Origin of the sequence: Acidovorax sp. BoFeN1, assembly GCF_003345135.1 — a bacterium.
Classification (GTDB): domain Bacteria; phylum Pseudomonadota; class Gammaproteobacteria; order Burkholderiales; family Burkholderiaceae_C; genus Acidovorax; species Acidovorax defluvii.
The window spans coordinates 1-16,658 of sequence record NZ_QOZT01000084.1 but is presented as its reverse complement, the minus strand read 5'-3'; the positions used below and the strand labels follow the sequence as shown (position 1 = coordinate 16,658).

The following is a 16,658-nucleotide window of genomic DNA, read 5'->3' as shown; positions in this document are numbered from 1 at the left end:
GGATGGGGCACAGGCGGTGAAGCGGAAATGGTTGCGGGGCGGGGCGTCGTGCGCAGGAAGCAGACTACCAGCCGCCGCGTGCAGGCGCTGTCGCGGTGGTGGCACTCTGCTTTTAATAGCTGCTCGCGCTTTATACACAAGCGCTAGAGGCCGATTTGGCTCAAATTTTACAGATCGGTGCGCAGTTTCCAGATTTCGGGAAACAGCACCACATCCAGCATCTTGCGCAGGTAGCTCACGCCGCCGGTGCCGCCCGTGCCGCGCTTGAAGCCGATGATGCGTTCCACCGTGGTCACATGGCGAAAGCGCCAGAGGCGAAAGGCGTCTTCGAGGTCGGTGAGCTCCTCGCCCAGCTGGTACAGGTCCCAGTGCTGCGCGGGGTCGCGGTACACGGTGAGCCAGGCGCGCTCCACCGCATCGCTTTCGGCGTAGGGCAGCGTCCAGTCGCGGTCGGTGTGGCTGGCGGGCACGGGAAGGCCGCGCCGGGCCAGCAGGCGCAGGGCTTCGTCGTACAGCGATGGGGACTCGAAAGCGGCCTGCACCTGGGCCAGCAGGTCGGGGCGGTGGGCGTGGGGCTGCAGCATGGCGCGGTTCTTGTTGCCCAAGGCGAATTCGATGCTGCGGTACTGGTAGCTCTGGAACCCGCTGGAGCTGCCCAGATAAGGCCGCATGGCGCTGTATTCGGGCGGCGTCATGGTGGCCAGCACATCCCAGGCGTGCACCAGCTGCTCCATGATCTTGGAGACGCGCGCCAGCATTTTGAACGCGGGCTGCAGCTCGTCGCGTGCGATGTGGCCGATGGCGGCGCGCAGCTCGTGCAGCATGAGCTTCATCCACAGCTCGCTGGTCTGGTGCTGCACGATGAACAGCATCTCGTCGTGCGCGGGCGACAGCGGCTTTTGCGCGCTGAGGATGGCGTCCAGCTGCAGGTAGTCGCCGTAGCTCATGCTCTGGCTGAAGTCGAGCTGGGCGCGCTCGGCATGCACGATGGCTTCGGGCGTTGCGGATGCGGGCGTTGCGCTGGCAGGGTTTTGGGAAAAGGGGCACATGGCGGGGTTCCTTCTCGGTCAGGTCACGGCGCGGCGCTGGTTGAATTCGGGGCGCTGCCATTCGGCGGTGTCCAGCACCTGGCGCAGGTGCTCCACGGCATTCCACACGTCTTCAAAGCCGATGTACAGCGGCGTGAAGCCAAAGCGCAGGATGTCCTTGTGCGGGCCATTGCCGCCGTCGCCTCGACGGAAGTCTCCAATCACACCGCGTGCGATCAGCGCCTGCACGATGGCGTAGGCGCCGCTGCCTTGTCCGTTCACGCCTGCGCCTTCGTCACGGGTCCAGCACACCTGCGAGCCGCGCCGGGCATGCTCGCGCGGGGTGGCCAGGCCCAGGCCGTGGCCCGCGCAGCGTTCTTCCACCAGCTGGATGAACAGGTCGGTCAGCGCCAGCGACTTGGTGCGCAGCGCCGCCATGCCGCCCAGGGCTTCGGCGGCAGTGAACACATCCAGTCCGCATTGCAGGGCCGACAGGCTGATGATGGGCTGCGTGCCGCACAGATAGCGCGTGATGCCCGGTGCGGGCTGGTAGTCGGGTGTGAATGCAAATGGCGTGGCGTGGCCCCACCAGCCCGACAGCGGCTGCATGAACTTCATATCCGGCCGACTGGCATGGCGCGGGTGCACCCACACAAACGCGGGCGCGCCAGGGCCGCCGTTCAAATACTTGTAGCCGCAGCCAATCGAAAAATCAGCGCCCACATCGTTCAAGTCCACGGGCACCGCACCCGCGCTGTGCGCCAAATCCCACACGCACAAAATGCCCTGGGCATGTGCGGCGGCGGTGATGGCAGCCATGTCGTGCATGGCGCCGGTGCGGTAGTTCACATGGGTGAGCATGAGCACGGCCACATCGCTGGTGAGGGCGGCGGCAATGTCTTCGGGCTCCACCAGCACCAGCTCCAGCCCGCGCTCCTTGCACAGGCCTTCGGCAATGTAGAGATCGGTGGGGAAGTTGCTGCGCTCGCTCACGATGCGGCGGCGCCCAGGGCTGTCCTCGCGGGCGATGTTCAGCGCCGCGCTCAGTACCTTGTAGAGATTGATGGAGGTGCTGTCGGTGCACACCACCTCATTCGGGCCCGCGCCGATCAAAGGGGCCAGCTGGTTGCCAAGGCGCTGGGGCAGGTCGAACCAGCTGGCGGTGTTCCAGGACTGGATGAGGTCGGCCCCCCATTCGCGCGTGACCACGTCGGCCACGCGGGCAGCGGTGGCCTTGGGAAGCACGCCCAGCGAATTGCCATCGAGGTAGATCACGCCTGCGGGCAGGCTGAAGTGATCGCGCAACGGCGCCAGCGGGTCTTGTGCATCCAGGGTGCGGCAGTCTTGGTGGGTGGTGGTCATGGCAGTCAGGGTCGGTTGCTTCTGTTTTGATAGCTTCTGGCGCTTATCGCATAAGCGCTAGAGGCCAAAAAGTCTTGAAATCAGTGCATCACAGCGCGCGCAGCACGGCGCGCACCGGCGAGGCGTCGGCGGTGGTCAGCCTGAGCGGCAAGGCAATCAGTTCGTAATCGCCCTCGGGCACATCGTCGAGCACCAGGTTTTCCAACACGCGCAGATTGCGGCGGCGAATGACCTGGTGGCTGGCCAGCGTCTTGCTGTCGGCCGGGTCGATGCTGGCGGTGTCGATGCCCACCAGCAGCACGCCCCGGTCGGCCAGGCGTTCAATGGTGTCGGGGGCATAGGCGGTCAACTGATCGTCCCATTGCACGGGGGCCTTGGCGTAAGTGCGCACCAACACCCGCTGCGGCAGGTTGGCGTCCAGCGCGTGGGCGATGTGTCGCCACTCGATCAGCGGGCCGCAGCCGATGGCGTGCACCACGCGGCAGGGGCCCAGAAACGCGTCGAGTGACACATCCCCAATGGCGGCGCCGCGCTCGTCGTAGTGCAGCGGCGCATCGGCGTGGGCGCCCACATGGGGCGACATCGTGATGGCGCTGACGTTGACGGGGCAATCTGGCGCCATGGTGGCGCACCAATGCTGCTGGTAAGGCGTGTCGCCGGGAAACACTGGTGTGCCGACGTGGACAGAGGGGGAAATGTCCCAGAGCTTTTGCATGGACTACAAGGTAGCGCGCTGGTTATTTTGTGGTGTCGCTTTATGGCAACGCGGGCAGGAATCCGGCCACCGCGTATCGGTCGAGTGGGTTTGCGCAGCATCAAGAAAGCGCTGTTTTGCCATGGGCGCCGCCACCGTTCTTTTTGTTGAGACGATAGAATGAGAATTATTTTTATTTAGAAGTGGGTGAAGCCCTTGACCGATTTGCTCCGCAGCGCTGCCGCCGCCCCCTCCGGTGAACAGCCCCTTGGCTTGGCTGATCTGCCGCTGCGCGTGGATGCCTGGGTCAGTGCGTTGCGCATGGATGCCGCGCCCCAGGATGGCGATGTGCTGCTTCGGCTGCTGGAAATCGGCTTTCTGCCCGGCGAACGCGTGCGTGTGGTGGCGCGGGCGTTTCCGGCAGGCGACCCGCTGGCCGTGCGCGTGGGGCGCACCACCTTTGCCCTGCGCCGGCGCGAGGCGGCGCTGGTGGGTGTCAGCACCACGGCACCGGTGGGTGAGGTGCAGGCATGAACGCGCCGGCCGCCCCCCTGAGCCTGGCGCTGTTGGGCCACCCCAACAGCGGCAAGACTGCCCTGTTCAACCTGCTCACCGGAAGCCGCCAGAAGGTGGCCAACTACGCCGGCGTGACCGTGGAGCGCAAGGAGGGCCTGCTCACCACGCCCTCGGGCCAGCGTGTGCGCGTGCTCGATCTGCCGGGCGCTTACAGCCTCAACGCCCTGAGCGCCGACGAGGCCGTCACGCGGGACGTGGTCACGGGCCAGCGTGCTGGCGAGGCGGCGCCCGACCTGCTGGTGTGCGTGGTCGATGCGACCAACCTGCAGCTCGGTCTGCGCATGGTGCTGGAGACGCAGGCCATGGGCATCGCCATGGTGCTGGCGCTCAACATGAGCGACGCCGCGCGCCGCGCGGGCATCACCATCGACCGCGCCGTGCTCGAGCGCGAGCTGGGTATGCCCGTGGTGGAAACCGTGGGCATCCGCAAGGGCGGGGCACATGAGCTGCTGCAGTTTCTTGATGGCTGGCGTGCCCAGGGCGCGGTGCAGGCCCGGCCCTGGCAGCCCCAGGGCATGGAGCAGGTGCTGAAAACCCAGCAGGAAGCACGCCGCATCCTGCGCCTTGCGGTGCACGAGCCAGCCGAACCGATGCGCCTGGACGACGCCATTGATCGCGTGGTGCTGCACCCGCTGTGGGGCATGCTGCTGCTGGCGGCCACCATGTTCCTGATGTTCCAGGCGGTGTTCAGCTGGGCCGCGCCGCCCATGGAGGCCATCAAGGACGGCGCCGAGGCGCTGGGCCAGTGGGTGCATGCCAGGCTGCCCGATGGCGCGCTGCGCAGCCTGCTGGTTGATGGCATCCTGGCCGGCGTGGGCGGGGTGCTGGTGTTTTTGCCGCAGATCCTGATCTTGTTTCTGTTTATCCTGGCGCTCGAAGACTCGGGCTATCTGCCACGGGCGGCCTTTCTGCTGGACCGCCTCATGGGCACGGTGGGGCTGTCGGGCCGCTCGTTCATCCCGCTGCTGTCCAGCTTTGCCTGCGCCATACCGGGCATCATGGCCACGCGCACCATCACCCACTGGCGCGAGCGGCTGGTCACCATCATGATCGCGCCGCTCATGACCTGCTCGGCGCGCCTGCCGGTGTATGCGCTGCTGATCGCCGCCTTCATTCCTGCGCGCACCGTGTGGGGCGTTTTCAGCCTGCAGGGCCTGGTGATGTTCGCGCTGTACATGGGCGGCATCCTGAGCGCCATGGCCGTGGCGGCGGTGCTGAAGATCTGGCGCGGCCCCATGCGGGCCACGCCCCTGCTGATGGAGCTGCCGCCGTACCGGTTGCCCAACCTGCGCAGCCTGGCGCGGGGCCTGTACGAGCGGGCCACGATTTTTTTGAAGCGCGTGGGCGGCATCATCCTGGCGCTCACGGTGCTGCTGTGGTTTCTGTCGTCGTATCCGGCTGCACCCGAGGGGGCCGTGGGCCCGGCCATCCAGTACAGCTTTGCCGGGCAACTGGGCCGCGCGCTGGAGGTCATCTTTGCGCCCCTGGGTTTCACCTGGCAGATTGCCGTGGCGCTGGTGCCCGGCATGGCGGCGCGCGAGGTGGTGGTGAGTGCGCTGGGCACGGTGTATGCCCTGTCGGCCTCGGGTGACGATGTGGCGGCCCAGCTGGGGCCGCTGATCGCCCAGCAGTGGTCGCTGGCCACGGCGCTGTCCCTGCTGGTGTGGTTTGTGTTTGCTCCCCAGTGCCTGTCAACGCTGGCCACGGTGCGGCGCGAGACCAACTCGTGGCGCTTGGCCTTGCTGATGGCCGCGTATCTTTTTGCGCTGGCGTATGGCGCCAGCTGGCTGACCTACCGGTTGGCGCTGGCGTGGGGAGGCGCCTGACCATGTGGCAAGACATTGCGGTGGGAGCCATCGTGGCCCTGGCAGCGGGCTATGCTGCGTGGTACTGGTTGCCCGCTGCGCTGCGCAGGCGCCTGGGCGCTTTGCGGCCAGGGCTGGGCAAGGCACCGTCTTGCGGGGCTTGCAGCGATTGCGGGGGGTGCGCTACGCCCTTGCACGCACCCGATGCGCAGTCGCCGCAGCGCAAGGCGGTGTGGATAGCCCCGAAGCGCTGATGGGTGGAACGGGCGCAGCGCGTCTTATCAGGTCCAAAGCGCTGGATCTTCCCCAAAAATTGTTGTTACATTTGCAAGACAACGGCTGCTCCTGTGCGTGATGCGATTGCGGAGGGGGCGGTTTTTTTGCACCCGTTTGTGGGTGACCATTTTTCGCCACCGCCGCACCTGCTCCATGACCGCCGAACCTGCTGCGCCAGCCCACTGGGTCGTTCGCATGAACTACCGCAATCGCAGCGTGTCCTGGCTGATCTTCGTTGCGGTTCTTTCGGTTCACTTTCTGGAGCACGGTCATGGCCCCTGGGCATGGTGGCTCATGGTGCTGCAGTTTCTGGTTTATCCGCATGTGGTTTATTTGCGGGCCCGCCACGCCAGGGATTCGCTGACGGCGGAAATCCACAATCTGCTGCTGGACAACTTCTGTTTCGGTCTGTGGGCCGCAGCGCTTGGTTTTCCGCTGTGGATTGTTTTCACCCTGGTCATTTGCGGCTGCATCAACATGACTGCGTTCCGGGCGCTCAAGGGGGTGATGCAGGCATTGGCAGCCGCAGCCGCCGGGGCGACGTTGATGGTGGCGCTGGACGGGTGGCGTTTTACCCCCGAGACCTCGCTGCGCGTCAGCCTCATGAGCATGCTGTGCCTGTCGGCTTACCTGGTCTTGTTTGCCCGCGACGCCCACACCCGCACCGTCGCGCTCAGCGCCACGCGGGCCCGGCTGCGCCAGAGCGAAGCGGCGCTGCAAAGCCAGCTGCAGGCCATTCAGTCCTTGCAGGACCAGTTGACCGAGCAGGCCAATCGCGACCCGTTGACCGGCCTCTACAACCGCCGCTACCTCACCACGGCGCTGCAACGCGAAACCGACGCTTGCGCTCGCGAGGGCGCCACGCTGGCCCTGCTGCTGATCGATCTCGATCTTTTCAAACAGATCAACGACCGCCATGGTCACGCGGCCGGGGACGATGTCCTGTGCCAGATCTCGGCCCTGCTGCTGCAGTCCATGCGACCGAGCGACATCTGTTGCCGCTATGGCGGGGAAGAGTTTTTGCTGGTTTTGCCTGGCATGGGGCTGCAAACCGCCGTGGAGCGTGCGCAAGCCCTGCGCCAGCAGGTGGCCGAGCGGCGCTGGCTGGCCGATGGTCAACCGATTGGCGTCACGCTGTCGGTGGGGGTGGCTTGTGCACACAACGCCCGGGTGGCACCGGCGGCGCTGATCGACCTGGCGGACCGGGCGCTCTACCAGGCCAAGGCCGAGGGGCGCAACCGGGTGTGCGTGGCGGGGGATGCACCGACACAGGCGCCACAGGCCGATGGCATGTCAATGCCGCCGCTTCCGGTGCAGTAACGCACAGTCCTAACGCACGGGCCTTGCCGCGCCGTCAGGCCCAATGCGCTTGGGCGGGAAAGGGCGGCAGCCCTTGGCGCATGCGCGCCCGGTCGCAGGCCTGGCTGCCAGCCGCAAACTCGCGACAGGGCGAGGGGCGCCATTCGTAGATGCCGCAGGCCGCCTGTGTGCCCACCTTGCCCGTGAGTGCCGCGCAGCGCGGCGGGCTGTGGTCGGTGCCGCGCATGCGGCTGGTGGCGCCCGTCACCTCCACCACCAGACCATCGGGCACGTCGCCGCCCATCTCCTGCGTTTCGTGCACCGAGAAGTCCACGCGAAAACTCGCGCAGCAGGCGCCGCAGGTGAGGCAGGGGTGGGTCATGCGCCTTGGCGGCCGAGCAAAAGGGTCGCCATGAGCGCCTTTTGCACGTGCATTCGGTTTTGGCTTCGGCCCACAGCCTGCGGCTGCTTCACATCCGCTGCGCGGATATGAGCCTGCGCCGAAACAGGCTGCTGGCGCTGGCGCGCCACCTAGTCGCATTTCATGCAACGCGGCCGAGCAAAAGGTACTCCATGAGTGCCTTTTGCACGTGCATGTGGTTTTGGCGTCGGCCCGCAGCCTGCGGCTGCTTCACGTCCGCGTTGCGGACATGAGCCTGCGCCGAAACAGGCTGCTGGCGCTGGCGCGCCACCTCGTCGCGTTTCATGCAACGCGGCCGAGCAAAAGGTACTCCATGAGTGCCTTTTGCACGTGCATCCTGTTTTCTGCCTCGTCCCAGACGACGGATTGTGGGCCGTCGATCACATCGGCCTCGACTTCTTCGCCACGGTGGGCGGGCAGGCAGTGCATGAACAGGGCGTCGGGCCTGGCAGCGGCCATCATTTCGGCGTCCACACACCAATCGGCGAAGGCCTTTTTGCGTTCTTCGTTCTCGGCCTCGTAGCCCATGCTGGTCCACACATCGGTAGTGACCAGGTCCGCACCTTGGCAGGCTTCGAGTGGATTGCTAAAAAATTGATAGCTGCTTGCGCTTGTTCCGCCTGCACCAACGGCCAATTTTTCATCAATTTCGTAGCCACGGGGTGTGCTCACATGCACCTTGAAGCCCAGCAGCGCAGCCGCCTGCAGCCAGGTGTTGGCCATGTTGTTGCCGTCGCCCACCCAGGCCACGGTCTTGCCCTGGATGGAGCCACGGTGCTCGATGAAGGTGAAGATGTCGGCCAGGATCTGGCAGGGGTGGAATTCGTTGGTCAGGCCGTTGATGACCGGCACGCGCGAGTGCGCGGCGAAGCGCTCGATCTTGGTCTGCTCATAGGTGCGGATCATCACCAGGTCCACCATGCGGCTGATGACCTTGGCACTGTCATCAATCGGCTCGGCGCGACCGAGCTGGCTGTCGCCCGTGGTCAGGTGCACCACGCTGCCGCCCAGCTGGTACATGCCCGCCTCAAAGCTCACGCGCGTGCGTGTGCTGGCTTTTTCGAAAATCATGGCCAGCGTGCGGTCCACCAGCGGGTGGTGCTTTTCGTAGGCCTTGAACTTCTTCTTGATGAGCGCGGCGCGCTCGAACAGGTAGGCGTATTCGTCGGCGGTGAGGTCGTTGAACTGCAGGTAGTGTTTCATGGCGCTCTCGTTGCGGGCTGGCTTATTCCGCCAGCAGGGCTTTGACCAGAGGGGTGAGTGTGGCGACGATTTCGTCGGCCTCGGCAATGGTGAGAATGAGCGGTGGCACCAGGCGGATCACGCTGTCGGCCGTCACGCTGATCAGCAAGCCGGCTTCGGCCGCGCGGCCCACCAGCACGCCGCAGGGCTTGGTCAGCTCCACGCCCAGCATCAGGCCCTGGCCGCGCACTTCTTTCACACCGGGCAGACCGCCCAGTGCATGTTGCAGCGCGGTTTTGAGGTGCAGGCCGACGGCGGCGGCGTTGTGCAGCAGGCCGTCTTCTTCCATGATGCGGATGGTTTCGTTGCCGGCGCGCATGGCCAGCGGGTTGCCGCCAAAGGTGGTGCCGTGGTTGCCCGGTTGCAGCACGTTGGCCGCCTTGGGGCCAGCCACCACGGCGCCAATCGGCACGCCCGAGCCCAGGCCCTTGGCCAGGGGCATCACATCCGGCACGATGCCGGCCCACTGGTGGGCAAACCATTTGCCGGTGCGGCCCATGCCGCACTGCACTTCGTCGATCATCATCAGCCAGTCGCGCTCGTCGCACAGCTTGCGCAGCTGCTGCAGGTATTCAACGCGCATGGGGTTGATGCCGCCTTCGCCCTGGATGGTCTCGAAGAACACCGCCACCACGTTGGGGTTGCCCTCGGTGGCTTTTTTGATGGCGTCGATGTCGTTCACCGGCACGCGCACAAAACCCTCGACCAGCGGTCCGAAGCCACTGTAGATCTTGGGGTTGCCCGTGGCCGACATGGTGGCAATCGAGCGGCCATGAAAGGCCTTTTCATACACCACGATCTCGGGCTTGGCGATGCCCTTGTCCACGCCGTACTTGCGCGCGATCTTGATGGCGGCCTCGTTGGCTTCCAGCCCCGAGTTGCAGAAGAACACGTTGGTCATGCCCGAGCGCTCTACCAGCCTGGCGGCCAGCTGCTCTTGTCCCGGCACGTGGTAGTAGTTGGACGAATGCATGATCTTGCCGATCTGGTCCTGCAGTGCGGGCACCAGCTTGGCGTGGTTGTGCCCCAGCGTATTGACGGCAATGCCGCCCAGCGCATCGAGGTACTGCTTGCCGTTCACGTCCCACACGCGGCAGCCTTGCCCGTGCGACAGCGCAATCGGCACGCGGCCATAGGTGTTCATCACGTGGGGCGAGGCGGCCTCAATGAAAGCGGTCATGCAGTGTTCTCCAGACGTTGCGGTAAAGGGCCGGCCCGTGCTGGCCGCCACCCGAAAAGGCGATGCACGATTCTAGGGCGAGCGCATGCGCCCGACGATGACGATTGCGCATCACTGCAATGCGCTGATGGGGAGGAGGTGGGCCAGCTCTTATATAAGAGTTAGAATGCAAAGCGTGGCGTGGCAAGCAGCGATCCTGCGGTATCCGTCCTCTACCAATCAGACCCCCGATGGTTTCTCCCTCCTCCAAAGAAGTCTTTATTCAGGGCATCACCCACGAAGGGAAAACCTTTCGACCCAGCGACTGGGCCGAGCGGCTGGCCGGGGTGATGAGCAGTTTTCGGCCCGGCGGCGCCAAGCCTGGCAGCCATCTGAGCTATTCCCCCTGGTGCATTCCCACCACGCTCAATGGCGTGAAATGCGTGGTGGTCAACAGCGACCTGCGCGACCACGAGCCCATGGCCTGGGATTTCGTCATCAATTTCGCACGCGACAACAACCTGCAAGTGGCAGAAGCCTGCCTGCTGCCCGACCCGCCCGCGGAGCCTCTGCAACGCTGACTCCAGTCCGCTGCTGCAGGCAGGGCGCTTGGGCTGCGCCCACAAACCTTTGAAGTGTCGAGGACAGAGCGGTCTCGGCTGGAGCCGATCCCGGTCTGTCCCCGATTCAGCAGGGTGCCAGCAAAGCAAAAAACCGCCCGAAGGCGGTTTTTTGCTTTGCTGGCAGCGCACCCGTTACAAACGGCGAACGGTGTGACCCGTCCGGGCTGTTTGCCTGCCGGGGCAGGCGGTGAATTAAGCGGCTGCGAGTGCCAGGGCTTTCACCTTGGCAGACAGGCGGCTCTTGTCACGAGCTGCCTTGTTCTTGTGGAAGATGCCCTTGTCGGCCACGGTGTCCACCACGGCTTGCATCTTGGCGAACAGTTCGCTCGCCTTGGTCTTGTCGCCAGCCAGAATAGCCTTTTCGACGTTCTTGACAGCGGTACGGTATTTGGAACGCAGCGAGGTGTTTGCGGCGTTGATCTTGACGTCCTGACGGACGCGCTTGCGGCCCGACGCCAGGCGCGGGTTCTTCTTTTTTGGTTTAGCGGATGCCATTGATGTGTTTCCTTGTGTCTGAGGATGATGCCAGCAAAGCCGACGATTATAGCCCAATCAGGCTCACGGTGGCTGCGGCGCTGAACCGGAGTGGTGCGTTCGCCAGCGCCGCTATGGAACTGGCTTGAGCTGGCCACGGCTGGTGTGTCCCCCTTTGGGCGAAGGCGCGCAGTGCCTCAGGGGGGCTACACTTCCCGCGGTGTCCCTGTTCAAAGCCGCCTCCACCGTCTCCCTCCTGACCCTGGCCTCCCGCGTGACGGGCCTGGTGCGCGACCTCCTGATGGCCTCGATGTTTGGTGCCAACGCGCTGACCGATGCCTTCAATGTGGCCTTTCGCATTCCCAACCTGTTCCGGCGCCTGTTTGCCGAGGGCGCTTTCAGCCAGGCGTTCGTGCCGGTGCTGGCCGCTTCCAAGGCCCAGCATGGTGATGCCGCCACGCGCGTGCTGATTGCCGCAGTGGCCACAGCGCTGGCGTGGGTGCTGCTGCTCACTTGCGTGCTGGGGGTGGTGGGTGCGCCGCTTTTGGTGTGGCTGCTGGCCAGCGGCTTGCGCCAGAGCCCGGACAGCTTTGATGCCGCCGTGCTGATGACGCGCTGGATGTTCCCCTACATCGGTTTCATGTCGATGGTGGCGCTGTCGGCGGGGGTGCTCAACACCTGGAAGCGCTTTGCCGTGCCCGCCGCCACGCCGGTGCTGCTGAATCTGTGCATGATCGCCGCGGCCTGGCTGGGTGCCCCGCAACTGGCCGCCCGTGGCATCGAACCCATTTACGCGATGGCCGGGGGGGTCATGCTGGGTGGCGTGCTGCAGCTGGCGGTGCAGTTGCCTGTGCTGTACCGGCTGGGCCTGCTGCCGCGCATCGGCGTGAGCTGGCGCGCCGTGCGCGCCGCCTGGGTCGAGCCCGGCGTGCGCCGCATTCTCACGCTGATGGCTCCGGCACTGTTGGGCGTGGGTGTGGCGCAGATTTCGCTCATGATCAATACCCAGATCGCTTCGTACCTGACGCCGGGCAGCGTCACCTGGCTGTTTTATGCCGACCGGCTGATGGAGTTTCCCACCGCGTTGCTGGGCGTAGCGCTGGGCGTGGTGCTGACGCCCCAGCTTGCCGCCGCCAAGGCCGCGGGTGACTCGCAGCGTTATTCGGCCATGCTCGACTGGGGTCTGCGCATCGTGGTGCTGCTGGCCGTGCCCAGCGCGGTGGCACTGCTCACCTTTGCCACGCCCCTGGTGGCCACGCTGTTCCACCACGGCGCCTTGCTCGACAGCGACGTAAGCAAGATCGCCATCGCCCTGGTTGGGTATGGGGCCGGTTTGCTGGGGCTGGTGGCCATCAAGGTGCTGGCGCCCGGTTATTACGCCAGCCAGGACATCCGCACGCCCGTAAAAATTGCCATGGTGGTGTTGGTCATCACGCAGTTGCTCAATGTGGCTCTGGTGCCGTTCATGGCCCACGCGGGGCTGGCGCTGTCGATTGGCCTCGGTGCGCTGGTCAATGCACTGTGGTTGCTGGTGGGGCTGCTGCGCCGCGGCAGTTACCGGCCCCAGCCCGGCTGGGCACGTTTTGCCTTGCAGGTGGTGGCCGCCAGTACCCTGTTGGCAGTTTTGTTGCTGTGGGCGGCGCAGTATTTCCCGTGGCTGGAGATGCGATCGCGAAGTGGCCAGCGTGCGGGTCTGCTGGCCCTGGTGCTGTGCGCCTCGGTGGTGCTGTATTTCGGGGCGTTGTGGGCCGCCGGATTGAAGCTGCGCCAGATGCTTCGGCGCTGACGCCGCCGCGCCGCGTGCGCACAGCAATGACCCTCAAACCCGCGCTGGGTGTGGCTTGACGTGCCCCGGCGCCCACCGTACAACCCTGCCATGTCTCTGAGCTATTCCGTTCCGACCGCACTGGAATATTTTGCCGCGCTGGTGCAAAGCGACGAGCACTTTCCCCTGCTCGAAGCCGCCGCCAGCCTGGCGCAAGATGAATACATCGACTTGGATGTGCAGCAGCTCCTGGGTGATGTGGACCAGCTGTTGGCCCGGCTGCAGCGCCGCTTGCCCGCCGATGCGCCCGCGTTGCAGCGCCTGCGCATGCTCAACCAGTTCTTTTTTACCGATCTGGGCTTTGCCGGCAACATCAACAACTACTACGACCCCGAAAACAGCTATCTGAATGCCGTGCTTCGCACGCGCCGCGGCATTCCGATATCGCTCGCCGTGCTGTGGATGGAGCTGGCCCAGGGCCTGGGGTTGCGGGCCCGCGGCATTGCGTTTCCCGGGCACTTCATGGTCAAGGTGATGCTGCCCAAGGGGCAGGTGGTGATGGACCCCGTGTCTGGCCAGTCGCTCAGCCGGGAAGAGCTTTCCGAGCGGCTGGAGCCTTTCAAGCGCCAGAGCGGCCTGGTGGACGACTACGACGTGCCGCTGGGCCTTTACCTGCAGGCGGCCATGCCGCGCGACATCATTGCCCGCATGCTGCGCAACCTCAAGGAAGTGCACCGCACGCAGGAAGACTGGCAGCGCCTGATCTCCGTGCAGGACCGCCTGATCGTGCTGCTGCCCCAGGCCTGGGGCGAGTGGCGCGACCGCGGGCTGGCGCATGCCGAGCGCGGCAATGTGGCGCAGGCGGTGTCCGATCTGCAAACCTACCTGGCGCATGTGGAAGACGGACTTGACGTGGCTGCGATCGCCGACCGGCTGGTGGAGTTGCGTCGCCTGGGGAGCTGACCTTTTTTGGGCCGATGCTCGCATTCAGCGATCAGGCTCGCCACCCTGAGAGCGCGTTCCCGGCTGCCCGAACTGGTGCCATGCCCGGCGCAACCGCGCATCTGAGCTGAACCCGCCAGCGCTGGCGTCCGGGTGGCGTGGCGCCCGGTCCGCAGCGCTGCTCCGGCAGCCGCCAGGCGGATGCGGCGCAGGTATTGCAGGGGCGCGATTCCCGCAGTTTCCAGCAACAGCCGGGTAAGGTGGCGGGGCGAGGTGCGCGCCACCTGCGCCATGGCCAGCGCGCAGGCCGCTAGGTGATCCAGGGCAAAAAACGCGCTGGCCCGTAAGCTGCTATTGTGGACAGGGTTTTCCCTGATGAATGGCACCCTGCACCCATGTCCCGTCGCTCGCCCCTGTTCTCCCTGTCCGCTCTGACGCGCGCCTATCAGCGCAACCTCAAGGCCTTTGCGCGCGTCACCAAGCCGGTGCGTGCCGCAAAGCCCGTGCGTGCCAAGGCGGTAGCCGTGTCGCGTGCGCGGCCCAAGGCGGCGCCCGTTGCCCGCACGCCGCGCAAGCCGCTGCCCGCCAGCGGCGAGTGGCTTGCCGGCATTGCCCCTGGCCCTGCAGGCGCGCGGCGCTTTCACCTGTATGTGCCGCCGGGGCTTGCCTTGCGTGCGGGCGAAAAACTGCCACTTTTGGTGATGCTGCACGGCTGTGGCCAGACCGGGCGCGAGCTGGCGGCCAGTTCGCGCATGAACCGCCTGGCGGTGCGCCATCGCTTTCTCGTGCTCTATCCCGAGCAGGAACGCCTGGCCAATGCCCATGGTTGCTGGAACTGGTTTGACCGCCGCAGCGGCAAGGCCGATGCCGAGGCGGCCACGCTGCTGGCTGCCATCGAGCTGGTGGCCCGGCGCCACCCGGTGGACATGGCCCGCGTGGCCGTGGCGGGCCTGTCGGCCGGTGCCAGCATGGCTGCCCTGCTGGCGGCGCGTTACCCCGACCGGTTTTGCGCCGTGGCCATGCATTCGGGGGTGGCCCCCGGCACGGCCGACTCTGCCGCCACCGCCATGGCGGCCATGCATGGGCGGCGTGAAGCGCACCTGCCTGACCCGTCACAGGCGCTGGCTGCCGTAGGGGCAGCCATGGCGCCGCTGCCGCCGTTGCTGATCCTGCATGGTGATGCGGACAACGTGGTCTCGGTGCGCAACGCAGCCGCCACAGCCGTGCTGTGGGCCGAGTCTTTGGGCGCGCGCGCAGGCCCGGTGCGCACCATGCAGCGCGGCCGGCGCCATGCGGTGCGGGTGACGGAGTACAAGGCACGCGGCCGAGCGCAGGTCACGCTGCGAGAAATTGTGGGCCTGGGACACGCCTGGAGCGGCGGCGCGCCCGGCCTGAATTACAGCGATCCGGCGGGGCCAGACGCCTCGGCACTGGTGTGGGCGTTTGTTGCGCGCCAGTTCAAGAAAATTTGAACCGAATAGGCCGCTAGGCCTTATGGGATAAGCGCTAGGCGCTATTATTTTTGATGGCCGCTACGCCATTCACAACCTGTCGGTGATCTGGCGCATTGCCGCCCCCCGCCAGGGCGGGCGAGGGGTGTGCAATGGCTCAGGACAGCCGCAGGGGGGCGGTGCCCGCCGAAAGTGCGGCGTGCGCCCCCTGTGAGGAGCCCAGTTGGAAGGTGGCCACCACCTGCGTCAGCTCTTGTGCTTGCTGCTGCAGCGATGCAGCGGCTGCGGCGGCCTGCTCCACAAGCGCGGCATTTTGCTGCGTGCCCTGGTCCATCTGCGACACCGCCTGGTTGATTTGCTCGATGCCGTCGGTCTGCTCGCGGCTGGCCTGGCTGATTTCTTCGATCATGGTCGAGACCCGCAGCACGCTATCCACCACCGCCTGCATGGTGGTGCCGGCCTCTTGGGCCAGGTGCGTTCCGGCCTTGACCTGTTCGGCGGAATTACCGATGAGGGCCTTGATTTCCTTGGCGGCCTCGGAAGAGCGCTGCGCCAGGCTGCGCACCTCGGTGGCCACCACGGCAAAGCCGCGGCCCTGCTCGCCCGCGCGGGCGGCTTCCACGGCGGCATTGAGCGCCAGGATATTGGTCTGGAAGGCAATGCCTTCGATCACCCCCGTGATGTCGGCCACCTTGCGCGACGACGCCTCAATGGAACCCATGGTCTGCACCACCTTTTCGACCACCGCGCCACCCTTGCGTGCCACGTCTGAGGCCGACTGCGCCAGCACGCTGGCCTGGTGCGCGTTGTCGGCGTTCTGTTTGACGTTGGAGGTCATTTCCTCCATCGAGGCGGCGGTTTGCTCCAGGGCGCTGGCCTGGGATTCGGTGCGGCTGGACAGGTCGTGGTTGCCGGCTGCAATCTGTTGCGATGCGCTGGCAATGTGCTCGGTGCCGCTGCGCACGCGCTGCACGATGCGGTGCAGGTTGCCCTGCATGGCCTGGATGTCCAGCATCAGGCTCGATTGGTCGCCGGGCCGGGTGGTCACCGCCACCGCCAGGTCACCTTGGGCGATGCTGCGCGCAATGCTGCGCGCATAGTCGGGCTCGCCGCCCAGCTGCCGCAACAGGTTGCGCGAAACCAGGGTGCCCAGCACCAGCAACGCCGCGCCCAGCACCAGTGCCACCGCACCAAAGCCCAGGGCACGCTGCCAGATGGCGGCATTCACGGTGTCCACATACACGCCCGAGCCAATCACCCAGCCCCATGGCTCGAAGCCCTTGACGTAGGAAGTTTTCTCCACCGGCGTGTCGCTGCCGGCCTTAGGGCAATGCTGATCAAGGTCCACCGTTGTCGCTTCTCAAACGTTATCCGCAGATGAAGCAGCAGACCCTGGCAATGGCCGCAGATCAAGACAACGGATTCGAGCAGTCGCGCAAGCCCACCCGACGTGAAGAGTTCTTGCGGACCATGGAGACAATAGTGCCTTGGGCCGCCCTGTGCCAGGTGATAGAGCCGCACTACCCCAAGGCCGGCAACGG

16 protein-coding genes and 3 pseudogenes are annotated in these 16,658 nt (G+C 65.8%); 10 read left to right on the top strand and 9 right to left on the bottom strand.

The window, feature by feature from the left end; genetic code table 11:
- Window positions 1-167: 167 nt before the first annotated feature.
- The 3 genes from kynA to kynB form a co-directional block, all read right to left on the bottom strand.
- Window positions 168-1,049 (bottom strand): tryptophan 2,3-dioxygenase, encoded by an 882-nt coding sequence (kynA, locus tag DTW89_RS15805; protein WP_114656632.1) that lies wholly within the window; start codon window positions 1,047-1,049, stop codon window positions 168-170.
- A gap of 18 nt (window positions 1,050-1,067) precedes the next feature.
- Complete coding sequence (gene kynU, locus DTW89_RS15800) at window positions 1,068-2,390, bottom strand: kynureninase (RefSeq protein ID WP_114656631.1); 1,323 nt, start codon at window positions 2,388-2,390, stop codon at window positions 1,068-1,070.
- Window positions 2,391-2,478: 88 nt separating this feature from the next.
- The gene (kynB, locus tag DTW89_RS15795) at window positions 2,479-3,105 is read right to left on the bottom strand and encodes an arylformamidase (protein WP_114656630.1); all 627 of its coding nucleotides are present in this window, start codon (window positions 3,103-3,105) and stop codon (window positions 2,479-2,481) included.
- Between kynB and DTW89_RS19420 the strand changes: the two genes are divergently transcribed.
- From DTW89_RS19420 to DTW89_RS15775, 5 genes are all read left to right on the top strand, one after another.
- Complete coding sequence (locus tag DTW89_RS19420) at window positions 3,104-3,268, top strand: hypothetical protein (RefSeq protein WP_161555645.1); 165 nt, start codon at window positions 3,104-3,106, stop codon at window positions 3,266-3,268. The genes kynB and DTW89_RS19420 overlap by 2 nt on opposite strands.
- A 32-nt stretch (window positions 3,269-3,300) precedes the next feature.
- Window positions 3,301-3,618 carry a FeoA family protein gene (locus tag DTW89_RS15790; protein WP_236637170.1) on the top strand — a complete coding sequence of 106 codons (318 nt, stop codon included), beginning with the start codon at window positions 3,301-3,303 and terminating at the stop codon, window positions 3,616-3,618.
- A complete protein-coding gene (gene feoB, locus DTW89_RS15785) occupies window positions 3,615-5,486 on the top strand; it encodes a ferrous iron transport protein B (RefSeq protein WP_114656629.1) in 1,872 nt (623 codons plus the stop codon). Before DTW89_RS15790 ends, feoB begins: the two co-directional genes overlap by 4 nt.
- A 2-nt stretch (window positions 5,487-5,488) precedes the next feature.
- Window positions 5,489-5,719, top strand: coding sequence for a hypothetical protein (locus DTW89_RS15780; protein ID WP_024816004.1), 231 nt, complete (start codon window positions 5,489-5,491; stop codon window positions 5,717-5,719).
- A 175-nt stretch (window positions 5,720-5,894) separates the two neighbouring features.
- On the top strand, window positions 5,895-7,061 hold the full coding sequence (locus DTW89_RS15775; protein WP_114656633.1) for a sensor domain-containing diguanylate cyclase: 1,167 nt from the start codon (window positions 5,895-5,897) through the stop codon (window positions 7,059-7,061).
- Window positions 7,062-7,095: 34 nt separating this feature from the next.
- On the opposite strand, the gene DTW89_RS15770 is transcribed toward DTW89_RS15775, so the two are convergent.
- The 3 genes from DTW89_RS15770 to DTW89_RS15760 form a co-directional block, all read right to left on the bottom strand.
- A complete protein-coding gene (locus DTW89_RS15770) occupies window positions 7,096-7,422 on the bottom strand; it encodes a YkgJ family cysteine cluster protein (protein ID WP_114656628.1) in 327 nt (108 codons plus the stop codon).
- A 321-nt stretch (window positions 7,423-7,743) separates the two neighbouring features.
- Window positions 7,744-8,664, bottom strand: coding sequence for an ornithine carbamoyltransferase (gene argF / locus DTW89_RS15765; RefSeq protein WP_114656627.1), 921 nt, complete (start codon window positions 8,662-8,664; stop codon window positions 7,744-7,746).
- Between the two features lie 22 nt (window positions 8,665-8,686).
- Window positions 8,687-9,883 (bottom strand): aspartate aminotransferase family protein, encoded by a 1,197-nt coding sequence (locus DTW89_RS15760; protein ID WP_024816000.1) that lies wholly within the window; start codon window positions 9,881-9,883, stop codon window positions 8,687-8,689.
- 230 nt (window positions 9,884-10,113) lie between these two features.
- Between DTW89_RS15760 and DTW89_RS15755 the strand changes: the two genes are divergently transcribed.
- Window positions 10,114-10,443, top strand: a complete 330-nt coding sequence (locus DTW89_RS15755; protein ID WP_024815999.1) for a DUF3579 domain-containing protein — start codon at window positions 10,114-10,116, stop codon at window positions 10,441-10,443.
- A 234-nt stretch (window positions 10,444-10,677) separates the two neighbouring features.
- On the opposite strand, the gene rpsT is transcribed toward DTW89_RS15755, so the two are convergent.
- Entirely contained in the window at window positions 10,678-10,980 is a 303-nt protein-coding gene (gene rpsT, locus DTW89_RS15750) for a 30S ribosomal protein S20 (RefSeq protein WP_024815998.1), read from the bottom strand.
- Window positions 10,981-11,179: 199 nt separating this feature from the next.
- Here rpsT and murJ point away from each other — a divergent pair, with 199 nt between their 5' ends.
- Window positions 11,180-12,745, top strand: coding sequence for a murein biosynthesis integral membrane protein MurJ (murJ, locus tag DTW89_RS15745; RefSeq protein WP_114656626.1), 1,566 nt, complete (start codon window positions 11,180-11,182; stop codon window positions 12,743-12,745).
- A 90-nt stretch (window positions 12,746-12,835) separates the two neighbouring features.
- A complete protein-coding gene (locus tag DTW89_RS15740; RefSeq protein ID WP_114656625.1) occupies window positions 12,836-13,687 on the top strand; it encodes a SirB1 family protein in 852 nt (283 codons plus the stop codon).
- Between the two features lie 24 nt (window positions 13,688-13,711).
- Here DTW89_RS15740 and DTW89_RS19780 read toward each other — a convergent pair.
- Window positions 13,712-13,962 (bottom strand): annotated as a pseudogene (locus DTW89_RS19780) (helix-turn-helix domain-containing protein); the annotation flags it as partial.
- 99 nt (window positions 13,963-14,061) lie between these two features.
- Between DTW89_RS19780 and DTW89_RS15730 the strand changes: the two are divergent.
- On the top strand, window positions 14,062-15,138 hold the full coding sequence (locus DTW89_RS15730) for an extracellular catalytic domain type 1 short-chain-length polyhydroxyalkanoate depolymerase (RefSeq protein WP_114656624.1): 1,077 nt from the start codon (window positions 14,062-14,064) through the stop codon (window positions 15,136-15,138).
- Window positions 15,139-15,274: 136 nt separating this feature from the next.
- On the opposite strand, the pseudogene DTW89_RS15725 reads toward DTW89_RS15730, so the two are convergent.
- Window positions 15,275-16,444: pseudogene (locus DTW89_RS15725) on the bottom strand (methyl-accepting chemotaxis protein); the annotation flags it as partial.
- Window positions 16,445-16,494: 50 nt separating this feature from the next.
- Here DTW89_RS15725 and DTW89_RS15720 point away from each other — a divergent pair.
- Window positions 16,495-16,658: pseudogene (locus tag DTW89_RS15720) on the top strand (IS5/IS1182 family transposase); the annotation flags it as partial.